This window comes from Mediterraneibacter flintii, from assembly GCF_055387595.1.
Window position 1 is genome coordinate 2,452,043 of the sequence record NZ_AP031405.1, and the last position, 17,718, is coordinate 2,469,760.

At 42.8% G+C, this 17,718-nt stretch carries 16 protein-coding genes; 2 read left to right on the forward strand and 14 right to left on the reverse strand.

Going from position 1 to position 17,718, the window contains the following annotated elements:
• Positions 1-24 precede the first annotated feature (24 nt).
• From ACZ5C4_RS11625 to ACZ5C4_RS11660, 8 genes are all read right to left on the reverse strand, one after another.
• Positions 25-588, reverse strand: a complete 564-nt coding sequence (locus ACZ5C4_RS11625) for a biotin transporter BioY (protein WP_464521130.1) — start codon at positions 586-588, stop codon at positions 25-27.
• A gap of 170 nt (positions 589-758) precedes the next feature.
• The gene (locus ACZ5C4_RS11630) at positions 759-1,244 is read right to left on the reverse strand and encodes a hypothetical protein (protein WP_464521131.1); all 486 of its coding nucleotides are present in this window, start codon (positions 1,242-1,244) and stop codon (positions 759-761) included.
• Positions 1,245-1,372: 128 nt separating this feature from the next.
• Positions 1,373-1,558, reverse strand: coding sequence for a ferredoxin (locus ACZ5C4_RS11635; protein WP_186874156.1), 186 nt, complete (start codon positions 1,556-1,558; stop codon positions 1,373-1,375).
• Positions 1,559-1,651: 93 nt separating this feature from the next.
• Positions 1,652-2,482, reverse strand: a complete 831-nt coding sequence (locus ACZ5C4_RS11640) for a P-loop NTPase (protein ID WP_464522342.1) — start codon at positions 2,480-2,482, stop codon at positions 1,652-1,654.
• A 210-nt stretch (positions 2,483-2,692) separates the two neighbouring features.
• Positions 2,693-4,075 (reverse strand): MATE family efflux transporter, encoded by a 1,383-nt coding sequence (locus tag ACZ5C4_RS11645; protein WP_464521132.1) that lies wholly within the window; start codon positions 4,073-4,075, stop codon positions 2,693-2,695.
• Positions 4,076-4,219: 144 nt separating this feature from the next.
• A complete protein-coding gene (locus ACZ5C4_RS11650) occupies positions 4,220-5,371 on the reverse strand; it encodes an ABC transporter permease (RefSeq protein WP_464521133.1) in 1,152 nt (383 codons plus the stop codon).
• A complete protein-coding gene (locus tag ACZ5C4_RS11655; protein ID WP_464521134.1) occupies positions 5,358-6,512 on the reverse strand; it encodes an ABC transporter permease in 1,155 nt (384 codons plus the stop codon). The genes ACZ5C4_RS11650 and ACZ5C4_RS11655 overlap by 14 nt, the downstream gene beginning before the upstream one ends.
• A 14-nt stretch (positions 6,513-6,526) precedes the next feature.
• Complete coding sequence (locus tag ACZ5C4_RS11660) at positions 6,527-7,456, reverse strand: ABC transporter ATP-binding protein (RefSeq protein ID WP_464521135.1); 930 nt, start codon at positions 7,454-7,456, stop codon at positions 6,527-6,529.
• Positions 7,457-7,904: 448 nt separating this feature from the next.
• On the opposite strand from ACZ5C4_RS11660, the gene ACZ5C4_RS11665 reads away from it, so the two are divergent.
• Together ACZ5C4_RS11665 and ACZ5C4_RS11670 are read left to right on the forward strand one after the other, a co-directional pair.
• On the forward strand, positions 7,905-8,714 hold the full coding sequence (locus ACZ5C4_RS11665) for a sensor histidine kinase (RefSeq protein ID WP_464521136.1): 810 nt from the start codon (positions 7,905-7,907) through the stop codon (positions 8,712-8,714).
• Entirely contained in the window at positions 8,711-9,331 is a 621-nt protein-coding gene (locus tag ACZ5C4_RS11670; protein WP_464521137.1) for a response regulator, read from the forward strand. Before ACZ5C4_RS11665 ends, ACZ5C4_RS11670 begins: the two co-directional genes overlap by 4 nt.
• Positions 9,332-9,580: 249 nt before the next feature.
• Here the strand turns inward: ACZ5C4_RS11670 and dnaJ are convergent, their stop codons facing one another.
• The 6 genes from dnaJ to lepA form a co-directional block, all read right to left on the reverse strand.
• Complete coding sequence (gene dnaJ / locus ACZ5C4_RS11675) at positions 9,581-10,771, reverse strand: molecular chaperone DnaJ (protein ID WP_464521138.1); 1,191 nt, start codon at positions 10,769-10,771, stop codon at positions 9,581-9,583.
• Positions 10,772-10,875: 104 nt separating this feature from the next.
• Entirely contained in the window at positions 10,876-12,747 is a 1,872-nt protein-coding gene (dnaK, locus tag ACZ5C4_RS11680; RefSeq protein ID WP_186874148.1) for a molecular chaperone DnaK, read from the reverse strand.
• Positions 12,748-12,800: 53 nt separating this feature from the next.
• Positions 12,801-13,469, reverse strand: a complete 669-nt coding sequence (gene grpE, locus ACZ5C4_RS11685; protein ID WP_464522343.1) for a nucleotide exchange factor GrpE — start codon at positions 13,467-13,469, stop codon at positions 12,801-12,803.
• 27 nt (positions 13,470-13,496) lie between these two features.
• Positions 13,497-14,546, reverse strand: coding sequence for a heat-inducible transcriptional repressor HrcA (gene hrcA / locus ACZ5C4_RS11690; RefSeq protein ID WP_186874147.1), 1,050 nt, complete (start codon positions 14,544-14,546; stop codon positions 13,497-13,499).
• A 140-nt stretch (positions 14,547-14,686) separates the two neighbouring features.
• Complete coding sequence (gene hemW / locus ACZ5C4_RS11695) at positions 14,687-15,865, reverse strand: radical SAM family heme chaperone HemW (RefSeq protein ID WP_464521139.1); 1,179 nt, start codon at positions 15,863-15,865, stop codon at positions 14,687-14,689.
• Position 15,866: 1 nt separating this feature from the next.
• Positions 15,867-17,681, reverse strand: a complete 1,815-nt coding sequence (gene lepA / locus ACZ5C4_RS11700; protein WP_464521140.1) for a translation elongation factor 4 — start codon at positions 17,679-17,681, stop codon at positions 15,867-15,869.
• Positions 17,682-17,718 lie beyond the last annotated feature (37 nt).

Consider the following 17,718-nt stretch of genomic DNA (forward strand, 5'->3'; position numbering starts at 1 on the left):
TTAATGCAAACCGTACACTATACTCTAGTATCCTCCCACTGCTCTTTTAAGACGCATCCCAGTTCCTGCTGCAACAAGGCAGAGCACAAAATCTCCCGGCATGTCCAATGGAAAGCAAGATAAAAGTACAACTCCAAGTGTGGCAGGAGTATCTGCATAAAAATTTAGAATCAGATATTTATATAAAATCCCTATCGTATAAGTAACCGTAAATCCTGCCAAGCATGCAAGAAAATACTGTTTGTATGTACAATCTGTTCTCTCACATATCCACCCTGTCACAAAAGCAGCTGCGATGAATCCCAGCAGATAGCCAAAGCTTGGTCTGACAATATATCCAATTCCACCTCCTGCAGCAAAAACAGGAAATCCTATCAGCCCAAGAAGCACATAACACCCTACGGATGCAGCACCTCTTTTTCCGCCCAAAACAATTCCTGACAGCAAAACAAAGAAAAACTGTAAAGTAAAATAATCCATATAAGGGACTGGAACCTGAATAAATGCTCCGATTGCCGTCAATGCAGTAAACATGGCGCACAGCACCATATATTTTGTTGATATTCTCTGTATATGTCTCTCTTCCATATCTTTCTCCTCTCTTTTGTTTATTAAAACTATATCGAACGCCGCTTTAATTGTCAACTATTTTATTATTATAGTTTACAATTTAGTCCCTGTTACTTAAAAAGACACAATTTTTAAGTGACAGGGACTGTGTAATCCAGCTACTAAATTGACATTCTGGTTTTTCTATTTTAATACGAACACAGTACAATAATCTTCTGAGGTGTTGTCTGAGGTGGAATGCTAAATGTCGTAGTAGTATAATACACAAGCAAGTCTGCGTTTTCTGGGAAACAAGTATATCTCTGCCCGTTTACGGTCACAATATTTGTAAATGGTGTAAGATTGAGTTTCAAAGCATTGTCTTGTGCAGTCAGATTTTCGTCAAAATAATTTAGCATTACGTTCTGCTCTCTCCTTAAGGATGTAATCAATTCTGCCTGGTACTGAGGAGGAAAAATTGTCGGTGCAGGCAGGCTGGTATCATAAAACGCCGCTACTCTCATTCCCTTCCTCAATCTTACATTGTCGATCACCTGTGTCTCTGGTGAAATGATAAAATTCACTGTCTCCATATTCGTATCTGTCATCACGGAAACCATTTGGGAGCAGCAATCATTTCCACTCGTAACGCTTTGGATTGTTCCAGTTACTTTCTGGTAATTCTCATATGCCATGCGCAAAACCTCTTTTTTCTTTATGTTATGCATGGGTGCGAAAAAGCGTGCGGATCGGACTCTGTTTGCAAGTAAAAGAAAACGGTGAGAAAAAGTACTGCAACACTTTTTCTCACCGTTTTCTTTTACTATTCTTCTGTATGAATTGCCTCCACTGGACAATTATCTCTAGCTTCTTTTACTGTCTCTTCTATTTCCTCACTGATAGCACCGACAGCTTGTGCTACCTGCTCCTCGTCCATCTCAAATACTTCTGGACAGACAGAAGTACATAGACCACATCCAATACAATTTTCATCTACATACGCCTTCATATGTTTACTCCTTTTCCATAATCTCTATTACAGATAATTATGTGTCAAATCCTTCCAGATTATACATCAGCGTGTAGACTTATCTTTACATTTTTATAGCTCTATCTCTTTTAGGTATGGATTTTGCGCCTCATAAAACTTTTCAGCCTCCACTGCCTCTGCGATAGCAGGATCCAGCGGCATCTTTCCGAGTACCGGAATTTCCAGCTCTGACGCAATTTCATCAATATGGCTCTCTCCAAATACCTTCATTTCTTTTCCGCAGTCTGGACATTTTATATAACTGTAATTCTCCACAATTCCAAGTACCGGAATATTCATCTGTTTCGCCATATTATATGCCTTCTTTACAATCATCTGTACCAGATCTTGCGGGGATGTGACAATCACTACACCATCTACTGGAAGAGATTGAAATACCGTCAATGGCACATCTCCTGTTCCCGGAGGCATATCTACAAACAGATAGTCCAAATCTCCCCACATTACATCTGACCAGAACTGCTTTACCACTCCTGCAATTACCGGTCCTCTCCAGATTACTGGGGCAGACTCATCCTCCATCAAAAGATTTACAGACATAATCCTTGTCTCGTCCTTTGCAATACATGGTAAAATTCCGTCTTCAGTACCGCGCGCCATGCTGTGTACTCCGTACATTTTGGGAATAGACGGTCCCGTAATATCTGCATCCAAGATTCCTACCGTATATCCTTTTTCACGCATCATACGCGCCAGAGACGCTGTCACAAGGGATTTTCCAACTCCACCTTTCCCGCTGATAACCCCAATCACCTTTTTTACCTGCGTATACATATTTGCCGGTACACGGAAATCTTCTTTTTTACTTTCACATGTAGACGCATGTTCACATCCCGCGCACGAAGACTCTGAACATCCTCCATTATTTTGTTCTTCTGCCATCATTTCATACCTTCTCTCTGATTTCTTTTCATTTCTTCTTATACCTTATCGGGCAAAGCCCGCCCTCCCGAAGGGAATGTATTACGGTGTGTCCTTGTAAAGAGAGGGTACGTTTACCTGAACACGCATGATTCTTGTAAACGTAAGGCAGTATACAGTATAACATATTTTCTAAAGAATAACACGCTTTTTATCCATGTTGACCTGTGTTTATGCCTCCTCACGCGTAACAATTTTCAGCCATTTATAGCTTCTGTACCGTAGATATGTAATCGGAAATTTCACAATTTCGTCACTCATCAAAATCATATACACAACCGGAACAGGAAAATGCAATACAAATGCTGCAATAAAGCCAATCAATATCGAGCATCCCCACATTGTTCCTACATCCAGCACAAGGCCAAAACGAGTATCTCCGCCCGAACGGAAAATACCTACTACCATTGTTGTGTTCCAAGCCTGTCCTACAACGAAATAAGACATCACAAAAAACATAAATTTCAGATATTCTTTTGCTGCCGCTGTCAGTGACAGCACCGCTGCTGCAATCGGAGCTGCCGCCAGAATCAAGATTCCCCCCGCAAGTCCCATAAGAACACTAAGCTGAATGAATCTTCTCGCATAGGCTTTTGCATGTTCCATTTTCTTTTCTCCGATTGTCTTTCCCAGATAAATCGCCGCTGCACTGGCAAGCCCAAATGCCACAACCGTTGCAAGCTGCCTGGCTACCTGCGCTACCGAATTCGCCGCCACCGCCGCACTGCCCATATGACCTAAAATAGCGGTATTGGCGGCGGTTCCAAGCCCCCACATAATCTCATTTGCCACCACTGGAAGCGAATATTTCATAAAATCAGAAAACAAAGTTTTATCGGTATGCCAGATATAAGTAACCCTAAGCTTTATCTCTTTGTTAAAGATTTTGGCATACCCTGCCACAAGACATACTTCCAATACTCTCGCACACAGCGTTCCAAGCGCCGCACCTTTTATCCCCATTGCCGGACATCCCAACAAGCCAAAAATAAAGATAGAATTTAACACAACATTACACAAAAGCGAAAGCAAATAGACGACGGTTGCAACAACTACCCGTTCTACACTCCGCATAACATACAAATATCCCTGTGTAATCCCCATCAATACATAAGAGAAAGCAACAATACGCAGATACATAGCTCCCTGCTCTATGACAGTCGGATCATTTGTAAAAATCTGCATCAGTAAATCCGGTATCGAAAGCGCCGCTACGGTAAAAAACGCCGTCACAAGAATTGCCGCCTTCACTGTCATACCCAGAATTTTCTCTATCGCCTTTCTGTCTTTCTTTCCCCAATACTGGGCAGTCAATACAGTTGCTCCCGATGTAAGCCCGAATAAAAACAGCGTCATAATATACTGTATCTGCCCTGCCAGTGAAGCACCTGAAAGCACCTTTTCTCCTACTCTGCCCAGCATAATGACATCTGCCGCTGTCACTCCTACGTTGATCAAATTTTGCAACGCCATTGGAACAACCAGTGCAAAAACATTGCGGTAAAATACCTTCCAGTCTATCCCTAGATAATTTTCCTTCTCTTTTAAAAACATACTTTCCCTCTCATCTGTCTCTTTTCTACATCCGCTATTATATCAGTTTTTTAAAAGAGCTGTAAAGTACACCCAAAAGGGTATACCGTAAATTATTCCCTTCAGGAAGGCTGGCTTTGCCCGATAAGGTATACTCCTAATAGTCTAGTGTTTTTCCCTCGAAACTGCAAAGGTCACGCACACAAGCGCCGCTGCAAATACTAGCTGTATTCCAATTCCCTGCAGAACTTCTGTTCTGACACTGCCGGCAATCGTGCCAAATTCTCCCAATATTCCATTCACCTTTTCATACCAATATACCGGAAGAAACTGTGCCGCTGTCTTAACCCCTTTATTTAAATACTCAAGAGGTACAAATGCCCCACACAGAAAACACATTCCAAGCGTAAGCACATTTACCAGACCACTTAAGGATGTGGAATTTTTGATACACATACCGCACAGGTAGGCAAGAGCAAGTGCAACCGTCACCAGAGCAAGAGAATTCACAAGAAACCAGGCAAAGCCTTCACTTCTTATAAATGGCTGCCCGTACAACACGATTCCAGCGATTGTCACAATTCCCCACAGTACCAGTGACAGTATTCCTGCTGCCAGAAGACCTTCTGCACTCTGCCTGCGTTTTGGTATAGCAGATGCCTGCATTCTGCGAGGCAGCTCTCCTTTTCGAAATCCCAGCAAAATATAGCCCAGCATATAGCAGATGACGCTCAATATAAGGTAGGGCATATACTGGTAATAGAATACATGCTCCGGTGTTTTTCCGTCATTTCCACTCAGATCTGCCAGTGTAACATTCGCTTTATCGACCTCATTCATTTTCTCTGCTGTCTCTTCCTCTGTAAACCCTGCTGCCTTATATACTTTTGCATAATTTAAGAAGCTGTTTATCTGCTGATCTATATAATATCCGGCTGAAGAGTCCGGTACCTTTACGACACGCAGGTTCTCATTTCCAGTAATGCATGTCTTTTCAAACTCTTGTGGTATCCACAGAATATACTCTACATTTCTGTAAAACAAATTTTCCTGCAATACTTCCTTATCATTCTCCAGCGAAAGAATCTCATTTGTCCTGCCCAAGTAGTCTTTCAAGCTCTCTGCAAGCTTCCCCTTGTCCTCATCTACAATTCCAATGGGTATACTTTCCGTCCGGTATCCGGACTTGCTTTCTTCCTCTGCCGAACCCTTTACCTTTTGAAAGATACTGGTAACCGCAAAGAAAATAATAAGATACATTACGAACAGCCATATATTCTTCTTCGCAATTTTCATATATGCCTTAAATACTGTCATAACGTTCCCTCCTCACTAATAAAAATGCTCCCAGCACCATTGCTATACATAAGATACCAAGTAAAATAAGATTCTTTGTATACCGTACAGGATCGTCATATACATTGATGCAGTAAAGTGCATCTGAAATCACTGCCGCCGGATTGATACGGTTGAGAAATGGGACATTACGCTCCACAACATCTTTCATTGTCCCGTTAAACAGCCCTGCAAGAAAACTACATGTCATAGAAACCGCAAGCAGAATTCCAATCTTTACGCCTTCTCCCATCTTCCCGATACTGCTGACAAATATTCCCAGAGAGACACCTAACATACTTCCCAGTAAAGCCACTGGAATCATTTGCAGGAAAGCCCCATCAAACTCCAACTTTAACACGTATCTTAAATAGATGAGTAGAACAAGTACGTTGAAGAAATGCAGCGCAAAGGATACAAGCATTTCTATCAAAATATGCTTTATTTTGTGTACAGGACTTACACTTCTTCGCGCTGCCAACGACGTAAGATTTGCCTGCAGGGACAATGCGGCGCCAAATCCAATAAAACAGCCGTACAGACATGCCATTCCAATCAGCGCATAGAAAAACTGTACCGTTCCATCCATAGTCTTCCCACCTAAAGATACCTGGGAAATCCGTGTGTCAAATTCAGACAGACTCTTTACTGTCGCTTCCATTTTATCAGGATGTGCCTGACTTATATTAAGAAGCACCTGTTTCCCATTCTCGTAATTTTCCAGTAATATCTGAAGGATACTCTGTGAAATCCCGTTTCCCCCTACTGTCAGAGAAATCTCTTTCCCTGCATAAAAAATACCGTCTACTTTTCTTTCTTCCAGCGCTTTTTTTGCCTCTGTTTCTGACATTTCCTCTATATGAACCAGTCTGTTCTCTGCATCTGTCTCATCACTTACTTCACTCAAAAACGTAAGAAACGCCTCTTTCATCTGTTCTTCTTCTAAATTTTCCCCCTTTTGTTCCACTACGGCTACCGGAATCGTTTCAAAATCAGCATCTTCCATATTCCCGATCGCCAGATACATAAATGTAGCAAGAATCAAAGGAAAGAGAAACGGCCAGAATACAATATCGAATTTCCGAAGCTTTGCCTTTCCTATATATTTCATTAAATCCAACATGTTTTCTTCCTCCTTTAATCCCGAAGCTGTTTTCCCGTAATTTCCAAGAATACATCATTCAGTGTAGGAAGCTCTGAAAATACCCGTCCAAAGCTAATCTCTCTCTCCTGTAAAAATGTAAGGAGCCGAATCAGATTATGTTTCGCCTTCGTACAGCGCACTGTCAAAATCTGTTCCTTGTACTCCACGTCAAAGACATGTGGAATTTGTTTGATTTCCTGTATTTGTTCTGCCGTCACAAAAACCGCCTCAATCGTCAGTGTCTCGCCTGTCTTTATCATACTTTTCAGTTCCTCTTTCGTTCCTGCCGCAATGCTTCTGCCGTGATCCATAATTGCAATTTTTGTGCAGATCTGCTCTACCTCTTCCATATAGTGGGATGTATAGATAACCGTGGAGCCTTGGCGATTCAGCTCTTTTATCCCCTCTAAAATCTTATTTCTGCTCTGCGGATCCACTGCCACTGTCGGTTCGTCCATGATAATCAGGCGGGGCTTGTGTGCAATTCCGCAAGCAATATTCAGCCTCCGAAGCAGACCGCCGGAAAGTTTTTTCGGATAAGTTTTACGGTATTCTTTCATACCTACAAACTCAATCGCCTCTTCTACAAGCTGCTTTCTCTTTCCTTTTTCTTTGACATACAAGCCACAAAAATAGTCCACATTGTCATAGACATTCAGTTCATCAAACACTGCAACGTCCTGAAACACAATTCCTATCTGCTTTTTCACTTTATAATTATCCGGCGCCATTTCTTCTCCGAAGATTTTAATACTTCCTCTGTCGTATTTTAAAAGCGACAGCATACAGTTTATCGCTGTGGATTTGCCGCTTCCGTTTGGCCCCAGCAGTCCAAATATCTCTCCTTCTTCCACTTCCAGATTAAAATAGTCCAGAGCAACTAAATTTCCGTACCGTTTTACAAGATTTTTTATTTCAATCATTTTATCTGTGTCTCCTTCCTTTTGCTGTCTTTAAGTATACATAGAGAATACTTTTCTTTGTAGTGTAATCTGTCATCCTTTCCATATGATAAATGTCACATATTCCTTTTTTTCTTTGCTCTTCGTTTTCTTTTATACTATAATAGAAACAGAATATAAAAAGGAGGGCATATTACATCATACTATGAAGCATTTCATAAATCTTTGTTTACTGCTGCTGACAGGTATTTTATGCCTTTTCTTTACAGAGGCGGATCTTTCCTATGTATTTTCTTTTTTAATTGCCCTGGTTTTTTGCTGTCTAAGCCGTATCCTCAGGCCGGACCTTTTACTTTCTGTCCTATGTGTCTGCGGTTTTCTGGCTGTTTTAGTCTGTCCCGATTTTTTCTGTTTTTATCCTGCTTATTTCTATGTGATTTTCCTAAAAAAGTGGTATATACTTACTGTCATGGGCAGCATTATCTTTTTCCTGTTCACAGTGGAACATCCTTTTGCTTATCCAGTCCCTTTGCTGGTTCTTTTCGGCATCCTTTTATCCTTCTGGCTGCAATATCAGGCTGCCTGCTATGACTCTTTAGAAAAGCGTTTTTTGCATACACAGGATGACAGCAGAGAGCGAGACATTTTACTGACGGAAAAGAATCGTTCATTGATGGAAAAACAAAATTATGAAATCTATACCGCGACTTTGCGTGAACGCAACCGGATTGCCAGAGAAATCCATGACAATGTAGGACATCTTCTATCCCGTTCTCTCCTTTTGCTGGGTGCTGTTAAAACTACCAATACCGACGCCCGTTTAAATACCGCTGTCGACTCTTTGGAGGATACACTGAATTCTGCTATGGATTCCATTCGAAGCAGCGTCCATGATCTCCATGATGAAGCAGTCAATTTGGAAGAGGCGATCCAAGCTCTGATAAAGGATTTCACCTTCTGTCCTGTCCATTATATCTACGACTGCGGCAGAGAGGTTCCCAGAGAGATAAAATACAGCTTTATCAGTATTACGAAAGAAGCGCTGTCCAACATTATGCGGCACAGCAATGCTACAAAGGCTTCTGTATTAGTTCGGGAGCATCCTGCCCTCTATCAGCTTTGCATTGAAGATAACGGCTCTGCATGTACGCTTGAAACTGATGGTATCGGAATTGCCAATATGGAAGAACGGGTACATTCTCTGCACGGTAATCTGCATATACTGACAGACAACGGATTTAAAATATTTATTACAGTTCCAAAGGAGATAACAATATGAAATTGATACTGATTGATGACGACTGCCTCGTTGTAAGTGCTTTACAGATGATTCTTGCCGCTGTACCTGAATTTGAAATAGCAGCGACTGCGAATGACGGACGGGAAGCTCTTCACCTGTACAGAGAACACCGTCCAGACGTACTCCTGATGGATATACGCATGAAAGAGGTAAGCGGACTGGAGGCTGCGGCACAGATATTAGATGAATTCCCGAATGCAAAAATCTTGCTTCTGACCACCTTTTCTGATGATGAATATATTGTAAAGGCATTAAAATTAGGGGCGAAGGGATATCTTTTGAAACAAGATTATCAAAATATTGCTCCTGCTATACAGGCAGTCTGCTCAGGACAGACTGTTTTTGGCGATCAGATTGTATCCCGTCTCCCTGATTTGATACAGAGACAGACATCTTTCGATTATGCTTCCTGCGATATCAATGAACGTGAATTAGATATTATCCGGCTGATCGCCGAAGGCTTCAGCAATAAAGAGATTGCCTCCCAATTATATTTAAGCGAAGGCACCGTACGCAATTATTTAAGCACCATTCTGGATAAACTAAACTTACGCGACCGCACACAGGTTGCTGTGTTCTATTATCAAAACAGATAAAAAGAGGGAACGAAGGTTCTTGTAGAACAAAGTGGACAAGCCCACTTCACCCCCCTGCCCCTCACTCTTGAGGAACTTGTCCACTTTGCGCGCCGCCGCAATACCGCAAAGCGGTAAAATTTCCTTATTGCGGCGTGCGCATCCCGCCCGGAGGGCTTTTTGTATAATAGGAAATTTATCAAAATTTCTTATTATACAAAAAAATGCCGCAGCACCATTTCAATAATGGCCTGCGGCATTGTCATGCTTTTATTCCTCAAATGCTTCTTTTACTTTATCCATAAATCCTTTTTTCTTAGGTTTCTTCTCATTTTTCTCTGATACAGACTCATTCTGGTGAAGTGTATTTCCCGTCAGTTCATCAAATCTGCGCAATGCTTCTTTTGCCTCCTGGCTTAACTTCTCCGGCGTCTGAATCACCAATGTTACATAATGATCGCCCCTCACTTGCGCATTTCTAAGAGACGGCACCCCTTTTCCTTTCAAGCGTACCTTCGTATCTGTCTTTGTGCCCGGCTTCACTGTATAGAGTACATCGCCGTCTACCGTTGGAATCCTCACATCCCCTCCTAAAGCTGCCTGTGCGAATGAAATCGGAACTGTGGAGAAAATATGCACATCCTGTCTCTGGAAGATCGGATGTCTGGAGACATTTACTTCCACCAGCAGATCCCCTCTTGGGCCGCCGTTTGCGCCTGGCTCGCCTTTGTCACGGATACGCACACTCTGCCCATTGTCAATTCCTGCCGGAATTGTCACTTTGATCTTTTTCCTGCTGGATGTATAACCTGTTCCCGAACAAGAAGGACATCTCTCCTTGATCACCTTTCCTGAACCGCCACAGTTTGGACATGTCTGTACATTCTGCACCGTACCAAAGAATGACTGGGAAGTATATACCACCTGGCCTTTTCCTCCGCATTTTGGACATGTTTCCGGCGTCGTCCCTGGTTTTGCTCCAGATCCATGACACGACTCACATGGATCTTTTAGTATCAAATCCAACTCTTTCTCACATCCAAAAACAGCTTCCTCAAATGTAATTCGGATACTTTTCCTTATATTTGCTCCTCTCATCGGACCATTGCCCGCCCGGCCGCTTCTTCTGCCGCCGCCAAACAAATCTCCAAAAATATCTCCAAAAATGTCACTGAAATCCGCGCCATTAAAATCAAAACCGCCGAAGCCCCCTGCTCCCCCGGCGCCGCCTTCAAATGCCGCATGCCCGAACTGATCATACTGCCGGCGTTTATCAGGGTCACTGAGCACTGCATACGCTTCTGATGCCTCTTTGAATTTCTTCTCCGCCTCGGCATCTCCCGGATTCATATCCGGATGGTACTTTTTTGCCAGAACGCGGTACGCTTTCTTGATCGCAGCATCATCCGCATCACGGCCTACTCCAAGCACCTCGTAATAATCTCTTTTTGACTCTGCCATAATCCTATACTCTACCTTTCACTCTTTCATTCATCTTGTATATACTCAAGAAAGATTCTGCAAAGCTGCACTCTGGCAGCTTGGCAGAATCTTTTAAGGTGCTCTTAGACTTCCTTATAGTCTCCATCTACAACATCATCACCCTGGAAACCATCTGGCGCCGGACCTGCTTCTGGTGTCGGACCGCCTGCTGCTCCCGCACCTGCACCAGCTCCCGCCTGTTCATACATCTTTGTGAAAAGTTTCTGTGCACTTTCCATCAATTTCTCTTTCGCAGCTTTGATCTCAGCTACCTGTGCATCTGTTGCCTCCTCTGGAGTGGATTTTGCAAGGACGTCCTTTAATGCCTGGCAATCTGCCTCAACCGCCGCTTTATCATTTGCATCCAGCTTATCGCCTACTTCCTTAAGCGCTTTCTCTGTCTGGAATACCATAGCATCTGCTTCGTTTCTTGTATCTATCGCTTCTTTTCTCTTCTTGTCCTGTGCCTCGAATTCTGCAGCCTCTTTCACTGCCTTGTCGATATCCGCATCGGACATATTGGAACCTGCTGTAATTGTAATATGCTGCTCTTTTCCTGTTCCCAAATCTTTTGCAGACACATTTACAATACCGTTTGCATCAATGTCAAATGTAACTTCAATCTGTGGGATTCCACGTGGAGCCGGCGGGATTCCATCTAACCGGAACTGTCCAAGAGACTTATTGTCCTTTGCAAACTGTCTCTCACCCTGTACTACATTGATGTCAACTGCCGTTTGATTGTCTGCCGCTGTAGAGAAAATCTGGCTCTTCTTTGTAGGAATCGTTGTATTTCTCTCAATCAGCCTTGTAGCCACTCCACCCATTGTCTCGATAGACAGTGACAACGGCGTAACATCCAGAAGAAGAATATCCCCTGCACCTGCATCTCCGGCAAGCTTACCGCCCTGTACAGAAGCTCCCAGTGCAACACACTCATCTGGATTTAAGGATTTACTTGGCTCTTTTCCTGTCAGACGTTTTACTTCTTCCTGAACGGCAGGAATACGTGTAGATCCACCTACCAGCAATACCTGCCCTAATTCTGACGCTGTCAGGCCTGCATCGGAGAGCGCTCTTTTAACCGGCTCTGCTGTTTTGTCTACCAGATCCCTTGTCAGTTCATCAAATTTTGCTCTTGTCAGGTTCATGTCAAAGTGCTTCGGCCCTTCTGCCGTTGCTGTAATAAATGGAAGATTGATATTTGTCGTTGTCGCAGAAGAGAGCTCTTTTTTCGCTTTCTCTGCTGCTTCTTTCAGTCTCTGGAGAGCCATCTTATCTGTAGACAAATCTACTCCCTCTTTTGCTTTAAAGTCAGCGAGCATATAGTCTGTAATCTTCTGGTCAAAGTCATCACCGCCAAGCCGGTTATTTCCGGCTGTTGCGAGTACTTCAATAACACCGTCGCCAATCTCGATGATAGATACATCAAATGTTCCACCACCTAAATCATATACCATAATCTTCTGTTCTTTTTCATTGTCCAGTCCGTAAGCAAGTGCTGCCGCTGTAGGCTCGTTGATGATACGTTTTACGTCTAAGCCCGCGATCTTTCCGGCATCTTTTGTAGCCTGACGCTGTGCGTCATTGAAATACGCCGGAACAGTGATAACCGCTTCTGTTACCTTCTCTCCTAAATACCCTTCTGCATCTGCTTTTAACTTCTGCAAAATCATCGCAGAAATTTCCTGCGGAGAATATTTCTTTCCATCAATATCCTCTTTATGATCGGAACCCATCTCCCTTTTGATAGAAGAAATGGTTCTGCTCGCATTGGTTACTGCCTGACGCTTCGCCGGCTCACCAACCAGACGTTCTCCATTCTTTGTAAATGCCACAACAGATGGGGTTGTTCTGGCGCCCTCCGTATTCGCAATAACAGTCGGCTGGCCACCTTCCATAACAGCCACACAGCTGTTTGTCGTACCTAAGTCAATCCCTATTATTTTTCCCATAGTAAATGTCCTCCTTCATTGATTTGTAATCTTCTTTATTCTAATATTTACAGTTAATTTGCTACTTTTACCATACTGTGCCTTACCACGCTGTCTCTGTATGTGTAACCTTTCTGAAATTCTTCTGCAATAATGTTCTCGCCTAATTCTTCATCCTCCACATGCATCACCGCATTATGGAAATCTGGATTAAACTCTTTGCCAACCGCTTCGATCGGCTTCACTTCCATGGACTCTAAAGTCGTCATTAGCTGCTTATAAATCTTTTCCATTCCTTCTGCAAACGGACTTGCTTTTTCATCCTCCGCCACTGCCGCGAGTCCTCTCTCAAAATTGTCCACTACAGGAAGGATTTTTTCAATCACATCCTTTGCGCCAATCTCATACATCTGAGACTTTTCTTTCTCTGTGCGCTTTCTGAAATTATCGAACTCTGCCATCTGACGTGTCAGACGATCGGTAAGCTCTTCAATCTTCTCATCCTTCTTGTCTTTCTTTGGCTTCTTTCCGAACAATTTTTTCTTTTCTGGCTTGTCGTTTTCACAAGCCTCCTCTTCTGGAACCGCCTCTTGGTTTTCTTCCGGCTGTTCTTCTTTTTGTGCTTCTTCTGCAGATGACTTGGGCTCTTTTTCTTTCATATCATCATCTTGTTTGTTCTGTTCTTCATTCGCCTTTGCTTTTGCCTCTTCTACTGCTTCTTTTACCATATCTTCTTTGCTCATCTTTTCATCCACTAATTTTTCACCTTCCTATTCTTTCGGCTCTTTGCTGTAAATCGCATCCAACTCGCTTTGCAGAGTTTTCAGCGTATTCATAACATGCTCGTAATCCATACGCTTCGGACCGATGATACCGATGGTTCCTTTCATACCTTCCCCCAGTTCATATGTCGCTGTCACGACACTACAGTCCTTCATTGTCTTGACAGGTGCCTCATCTCCAATATAAACCTGAATACCATGATTTTCCTCACTGGCAAGCGTCTCCGTCACCAAATCGGCAAGCTGCTGTTTTTCTTCAAAAGCACTGATAATTTCCTGGGCACTCTGCTTATCACTTAATTCTGGATATTTAAAAATATTCGTAGCCCCGCTGGTATAGATCTCCATGTCGTCTTCCACATGAATAATCTCTGCCACCGCATCCAGCACATCACCAATGACCTGGCTGTGAATTCCTGCCTGCTCTTTTAAGCGGGCAATCAGTCCCAGTGTAATCTGGTCAATCGACATGCCGTTAAGTGTTGTATTCAGCAGCATGTTCAGCTTCAGAAGGTTTTCATTACTTAAGCTTTCGCCAACTTCAATAATCTTATTCTTGATTACGTTTCCTCCCATTACAATTACAGCCACAATCTGTTCTTCATCCACTTGGGAAAGCTGGATAAATTTCAATGTATTGCGGTTGTTTACAGGAGCAGATACCAACGTCGCATAATTGGTATTCGCTGCAAGCACCTTCGCCGCCTGCTTCAATACCTGATCGACCTTGTCTGTCTTCTCCAGCATTGTATTTCTCAGCTCCGTAATCTCTTGCTCCTTTTCTTCCATCAGCATATCGACATACAGTCGATACCCTTTGTCAGAAGGAATCCTTCCTGCAGATGTATGGGGCTGGAAGATATAACCCAAATCTTCCAAATCCGCCATCTCATTCCGGATTGTCGCAGAGCTTAAATTCAGCTCTGTATATTTGGAAAGGGTTCGTGAACCAACCGGTTCTCCCGTTTCAAGATAGTTCCGGATGATTGCTTTTAATATCGTCAGTTTTCTTTCATTCAATCCTTCGCCCGTTACCATCTTTCTCTCCTTTCCTAAAGTTTATTAGCACTCTTTAGTTTTGAGTGCTAACACCTTACGTATACTAAGATAGCACTAGGGTTTACGTTTGTCAACACTGTTTATATTTTTTTTAGGAAATATGTGACAGGTCAGCCTTTCTATGGATCCAAAAATTGCTCGAATACATAGTTACTGACGTCTATTCCAAATTCTGTCAGAGAAAGAAAGTCTTTTTTTTCTTCCAGAAGTCCGCGTTCTTTTAATTCCTTAATCTGTACTCCATATACCTGTTCTAATTCTTTTTGAAATTTCCGTGCAAATTCAGAACGCGAAACTCCTTCCATTTTCCTGAGCCCCAAAAACATAAACTCTTCCATCTGCTCTTGTATACGCAAAGTTTCTCTTCCTACTCTCACAGAAGAATACGAAACTTTTCTTTTTTCAAATGCATTTAGATATTCTGACAAGCTCTCTGTATTGGCAAACCGCTGTTCATTTATAAGAGAAGCAGCCCCAAGTCCGAGCCCTAAATACTCTTTTCGTTCCCAGTATCCTAAATTATGCCGGCAGGCATATCCCTCTTTTGCGTAGTTGGAAATCTCATACCGCACATACCCATGCTCTTTTAAAATTTCTTTTGTCTTTTTATAAATCCTGCGGTCTTCCTCCTCACCAGGAAGCGGGGGAACCTCTTTTTTGCCTTCCCTATGTCCGCCCTTTACATACCAGTCATAAAACAAAGTGCCTTCCTCTATCATCAGACTGTACGCTGAGATATGCTCCGGATCCAGCTGCGCAGTTTTTCTAAGTGTCTGTTCCCAGTCGGCAGCAACCTGCCCTGGAATAGCTGAAATCAAATCCACATTGATGTTTGTAAAATCAGCTTCTCTTGCTTTTGTATACGTCTCTAGAAAGTCCTCAAACGTATGTATCCGGCCTAAAAGTTTCAATTCTCGATTGTCGGCAGACTGTAATCCGATACTTAAGCGGTTGATACCTGCATTTTTCCATAATTCCAGCTTTTCACGCGTTACTGTACCTGGATTTACTTCTATCGTAATCTCTGGTTCTTTTGCAAATTCAAAATTTTCATACAGCGCACGAAAAATCCGTACTGTTTCTGTCCCTGCTAAAATGGACGGAGTTCCTCCGCCCATAAATACTGTTGCTACTGTATACTCTTGAAACGCTCTACAGCAGCTTTCTATCTCTCTTATCAATGCATTTACATATCTATCGATTGTCTTATCCTCTGCAGCGTTGGACAGAAAATCACAATATGCACATTTTCTGACACAAAACGGAATATGCAAATACAGTTCTAATTCTTTTTTCATATCAATCATCATCCAACTTTAAGACACTCATAAATGCTTTCTGTGGAATTTCCACATTTCCTACCTGGCGCATACGCTTCTTTCCTTCTTTTTGTTTCTCCAGAAGCTTTTTCTTACGCGAAATATCTCCTCCATAGCATTTTGCAAGGACATCTTTGCGCATCGCGCGTATAGTCTCACGTGCGATAATTTTACTTCCAATCGCCGCTTGAATCGGGATCTCGAAAAGCTGACGCGGGATCTCCTCCTTTAATTTTTCGCACATTTTTCTGCCCCTCTCATATGCACTTCCGCTAAATACAATAAACGACAGAGCATCTACTTCTTCTTTATTAATAAGAATATCTAACTTCACCAGTTCAGAGCGCTCATATCCCAGCATTTCATAATCAAAAGAAGCGTATCCCCTCGACCTGGACTTCAATGCGTCAAAGAAATCATAAATGATCTCATTTAATGGAAGGTGGTAGTGAAGTACCGCACGCTTTTCTTCTATATATTCCATGCCCTGGTATATGCCCCGCCGTTCCTGGCACAGATCCATAATCGCACCGATAAATTCAGATGTAACCATGATCTCGGCTTTTACCATCGGTTCTTCCATATAATCAATCTCGGCGGGATCGGGCAAATTTGTCGGATTTGTCAAATCAATGACCTCTCCATTTGTCTTGTGCACTTTGTATATAACACTCGGCGCCGTCGTTACTAGATCCAGATTATACTCTCTCTCCAGACGTTCCTGAATAATCTCCAGATGCAGAAGCCCTAAAAATCCACAGCGGAACCCGAACCCCAGCGCTACAGAAGTTTCTGCTTCAAATTGCAGAGCCGCGTCATTTAGCTGTAATTTTTCTAAAGCATCCCGCAGATCGGGATATTTTGCTCCATCTGCCGGATATAGCCCGCAGTAAACCATCGGGTTTACTTTTTTATAACCCGGAAGAGGCTCGGCGCATGGCTCTTTCGCATTTGTCACCGTATCTCCTACTCTGGTATCTTTTACATTTTTAAGGCTCGCTGTAATATATCCAACCATCCCCGCGCTTAATTCCTCACATGGAATGAACTGTCCCGCGCCAAAATATCCTACTTCCACCACATCTGCCGTAGCCTTTGTCGCCATCATTTTGATTGGGGTGCCCTTTTTTACAGTGCCTTCTTTGATTCTGCAAAATACAATGACCCCTTTATAGGAATCATACACAGAATCAAAGATCAGAGCCTTAAGAGGCGCCTTCGCATCCCCTTTCGGTGCGGGAATTTTCGTAATGATCTGTTCCAGTACCTCCTCTACATTCATGCCCGTTTTCGCCGATATAAGAGGGGCCTCGTCTGCCTCAATTCCGATAACATCTTCTATCTCCTCTTTTACACGTTCCGGTTCTGCACTTGGTAAATCAACCTTATTAATCACCGGCATCACATCTAAATCGTGATCCAAAGCAAGATATACATTTGCCAGCGTCTGCGCCTCTACCCCCTGCGCTGCATCTACTACCAAAATCGCTCCATCACATGCCGCGAGACTTCGAGATACCTCATAATTAAAGTCTACATGCCCCGGAGTGTCTATCAAATTGAAGATATACTCTTCTCCATCCTTCGCCTTATAAACGGTTCTGACCGCCTGTGCCTTGATCGTAATGCCTCTCTCTCTTTCTAATTCCATATTGTCCAGCACTTGAGACTGCATCTCCCGACTTGTCAAAAGCCCTGTCATCTCAATAATCCGGTCTGCCAGTGTTGATTTTCCATGATCAATATGGGCGATAATACAAAAATTGCGTATTTTATTCTGCTCTATCTCTGACACTTTTATGTTCCTCCTGTCCGCTTCCTTGATTCTATCT

Coding starts and splice junctions, on each gene's coding strand:
- ACZ5C4_RS11635 (WP_186874156.1), bottom strand. CDS start 1,558: ATGAAGGCGTATGTAGATGAAAATTGTATTGGATGTGGTCTATGTACT.
- ACZ5C4_RS11625 (WP_464521130.1), bottom strand. CDS start 588: ATGGAAGAGAGACATATACAGAGAATATCAACAAAATATATGGTGCTG.
- hemW (WP_464521139.1), bottom strand. CDS start 15,865: ATGAAAAAAGAATTAGAACTGTATTTGCATATTCCGTTTTGTGTCAGA.
- ACZ5C4_RS11660 (WP_464521135.1), bottom strand. CDS start 7,456: ATGATTGAAATAAAAAATCTTGTAAAACGGTACGGAAATTTAGTTGCT.
- dnaJ (WP_464521138.1), bottom strand. CDS start 10,771: ATGGCAGAGTCAAAAAGAGATTATTACGAGGTGCTTGGAGTAGGCCGT.
- ACZ5C4_RS11665 (WP_464521136.1), top strand. CDS start 7,905: ATGGGCAGCATTATCTTTTTCCTGTTCACAGTGGAACATCCTTTTGCT.
- ACZ5C4_RS11640 (WP_464522342.1), bottom strand. CDS start 2,482: ATGGCAGAAGAACAAAATAATGGAGGATGTTCAGAGTCTTCGTGCGCG.
- dnaK (WP_186874148.1), bottom strand. CDS start 12,747: ATGGGAAAAATAATAGGGATTGACTTAGGTACGACAAACAGCTGTGTG.
- ACZ5C4_RS11655 (WP_464521134.1), bottom strand. CDS start 6,512: ATGTTGGATTTAATGAAATATATAGGAAAGGCAAAGCTTCGGAAATTC.
- hrcA (WP_186874147.1), bottom strand. CDS start 14,546: ATGGTAACGGGCGAAGGATTGAATGAAAGAAAACTGACGATATTAAAA.
- ACZ5C4_RS11630 (WP_464521131.1), bottom strand. CDS start 1,244: ATGGCATATGAGAATTACCAGAAAGTAACTGGAACAATCCAAAGCGTT.
- ACZ5C4_RS11670 (WP_464521137.1), top strand. CDS start 8,711: ATGAAATTGATACTGATTGATGACGACTGCCTCGTTGTAAGTGCTTTA.
- grpE (WP_464522343.1), bottom strand. CDS start 13,469: ATGAGCAAAGAAGATATGGTAAAAGAAGCAGTAGAAGAGGCAAAAGCA.
- ACZ5C4_RS11650 (WP_464521133.1), bottom strand. CDS start 5,371: ATGACAGTATTTAAGGCATATATGAAAATTGCGAAGAAGAATATATGG.
- ACZ5C4_RS11645 (WP_464521132.1), bottom strand. CDS start 4,075: ATGTTTTTAAAAGAGAAGGAAAATTATCTAGGGATAGACTGGAAGGTA.